Raw genomic sequence first — 3,248 nt, 5'->3', positions numbered from 1 at the left:
ATTGCAGACTATAATAATATAACTAATAAGATAGTTATGACCAAACCTGCTACTCTAACTTATCTAAATAAAGAAACTGGAGAAACTATTCATCAAGATGTAGGACTGAAAGAGTATAGAATTATTTATGATGAAAATAAAGACAAATATATTTTTGATAATTAATGTCCGGAAATTTATTAGCTTTATAGGTAATTCCTTTAATATGCTCGAAAAACATTGATAAATTAAGCTTTATCAGTAATAACAGTTTCTGACCGTATCTAACTGCGAAGCAACATATGCAAAAGATAGTCAAACGACATTTAATGACATGAAGGAAATCCATTTATTTCGATATCAAATTGCAGTTATAAGTGAGTGCTTTTCATTAAGTTGGATAAGTGATATAGTTTTTATAAAGATAGTTTCGGTCTAAAAACGTAATTTGACCGAATCTCCATTAGAGTTTAAAAACGTCTCAAATTGTTGGTATGACTGTGTTCTTTCAGTAGCTCAGCAGGATAGAGCAACGGCCTTCTAAGCCGTCGGTCGGGGGTTCGAATCCCTCCTGGGACGTATCAAGGTTCAGATAGAATAAGTTTGAACCAACTGAAAAGCGCTTCAAATCCTTTAATATCAAGGGTTTGTGGCGCTTTTACTTTTTTGAGAATACGTTAGAAAAGGATAGAAAATGAAAAGTTTCTACACATTTTCTACACAAGAAAAAGAATCACAAAGTCGCTTCTTGACTGTTATTGCCCTAGGCTGAAAAAAGGTTAAGTGTAACTATTCGCATACAATTAGCCGAGCAGGTTTGTGGTAACCCAAATTTTCACCATCAACAAAAGTAGAATATTTACCAAACCGAACTATATGCTCCGACTCGCAATCAGGACAGTTATTACCCAATGGTTTGAGAATAAAAGAACTTAAAATAACGGGGTGTTAGTTTAAGAAGCGAAGACACGGAAATACAAAGGATTAGAAGGTATCGGATAGATGGTTACTGATTTAGTTTTAAATCTGCTTTCCTGGATGAACGTAATCGAATTATAGCAGCGCAGTTTGAGGTCATTGCTATTTCTAAAGAAAGAGGGGCTTTTAAAGGGAAGCCAAAAAAATATCATGCTGAAGCAAAGGGGAAGAATCCTTTAGTTTAAAAGGAGTTTGTTTGCCTTTTCAAGGATCAGTAAATTTAAAACCACAATATCAATTTCATCATCAGTTATTCGCTTCTACTCATTAAGAATTTCTTGTTTAATATGTCTAAAGTGGCCTAAATCATAGATAACTGATACATCACCGAACCGTATTTTGGATCTCATTTCACGATAAACTAAACGAGAAAAATCTCCACATGGATTTTTTCGGTATATGTTTTTTCGCACCAAAAGCTTCAAGCTCTTTCAGCTACCGATTAAATATTGATTATCAGAACTAACCCTCGCATAACCAAAAATCATTATGTATCAACTCCTTTAATTGAACAACTTAAAAAGAACATTATAAACCTTGATATTACTGTACTTTGATTAGTTCAGTTAGAGTCTACTTAAAATGAACACTTTCTTAAGAAATATGCCGCCCTAAAGACGCTGGCTATTAATGCGCTGCTTTGCTCTTCAATTTGATAAATAGGGATTTCTTATCTCTAAAAAGAAGGGCTGCGATTTTTATTGTAGATTAAGAACATGTAAGCGATAATAAAGTATTCGAATTTTTTGTATTTAAAAATAATTTTTGGATGGCTATATTTAATTGATAAGAAATGAGGGAAGTACCTTGAAATTATCGGATTTTACTCTAGATAATTTAAAAGATTTCATAGCTAATAAAGAAAAAGATCCATTTTACTTTAGTGGTCCTGGGTTAGTGAAATTATTTGTATCTGTCGGATTTGAAGATATGTATGAAATGAATAAGGGGTTTGTTGCAGAAGATCTAAAAAAGAGTCATATCAGTAGAAAAGATTATGTTAATAGTCGATTAAAAAAAATAAATAATTCTAAAAAACTAAAAGAATTTATTGAAATATTTATTAATGCCGTATTAATCGAGTTGAATAAAAAACCAATTGAAGATACAGAAGAAAAAGAATTTATTGCTAATCTGAATACAATTATTAAATCAAATGGTTATTGCATAGTAAAAACTGAAGATAGATATAGCGTGTTGAGTAACGATACATACAATGAACCAGTTGAGCTTAAAACCCATTTTGAAGATATTCAAAATCAAATTATTAAGGAAATAAAAAGAGCTAAATATACAATTTGGGTTGCCGTTGCATGGTTTACCGATCCAAAATTATTTGATGAATTGGTCAAAAAAAAGAATGAAGGTTTAAATGTTCAAATTATAGTCATCGAAGATGATACTAATAAAAAGTATGGATTTAATTTTGAAGAACATTTTGAGACATACCGATTGCGACAACATGGAATGTTCAAAAATAACATTATGCATAATAAGTTTTGCGTAATTGATCTCAAAACAGTAATAAGTGGTTCTTATAACTGGACAAAAAAAGCCCAATATAATGATGAATCTATAGATATCAAACATAGTCGGGATGCTACAGAACCTTATGCAACAAAATTTATAGAGTTAAAAAATACGATATAAATTTTTTATAGATAAGTTAATTGGGTACATTAAATAAAAGCCTGTTTTGAACAAATTTTTTCAAAACAGGCTCTTATTATTTGCTTTCATGGGTCCCGTCAGATTTATGAGGATTTACAACGTTAAGCAAAGAAATGTACCCAAACGACAGTTTGGCCACATCCGAAAAATCGACAAACGTTGATGTAACAGCGTTTGTCGATTTTTTGATGGCACATTGTTTATGCGGCTTTTTATGCAAGCAGCGTAAACACTTGATACATCAATATTGACACGTTTTTGGCTTACCGATTAGTGTGCATAAAATCTTGTATATTTCTAAACGTTGTAAGTCCATATTTTTCTGACGCTACCCCTTTTGTAGTATCGTTTTTTGAAATCTTCTAATATGGAAATGGATTTTCAAAGGGGGGTGCTTGTTAAGCAATCGGGCGTATTTCTTTAATAAGGAATGCGCCTTATTCCATTAAAGGGCCAGATTGTGGAGTAACTTCTTTAAAGAAAGGTTGGAGTCTATTTAAAATTATTTAAAATAAGACAGTGAAATGATGTAGTTAAAATAACGGCGGAGGTTGAAAATCACAGACAAAAAAGACATTCACTTGAATGCCTTTTTAACAAATATTCTCTTTATTAGCAAT

Annotated in this window: 1 protein-coding gene; it reads left to right on the top strand. The window is 31.5% G+C overall.

Annotation, left to right across the window (positions count from 1 at the left end):
- Window positions 1-1,764: 1,764 nt before the first annotated feature.
- Window positions 1,765-2,607, top strand: a complete 843-nt coding sequence (locus tag ACIQ2D_RS21745) for a phospholipase D-like domain-containing protein (RefSeq protein ID WP_402867386.1) — start codon at window positions 1,765-1,767, stop codon at window positions 2,605-2,607.
- The last annotated feature ends 641 nt before the right edge of the window (window positions 2,608-3,248 follow it).

It is taken from the genome of Lysinibacillus sp. NPDC097287, from assembly GCF_044761695.1.
Lineage (GTDB): Bacteria > Bacillota > Bacilli > Bacillales_A > Planococcaceae > Lysinibacillus.
The sequence above is the reverse complement of the archived record's forward strand: the minus strand, read 5'-3'. Positions and strand labels throughout refer to the sequence as shown.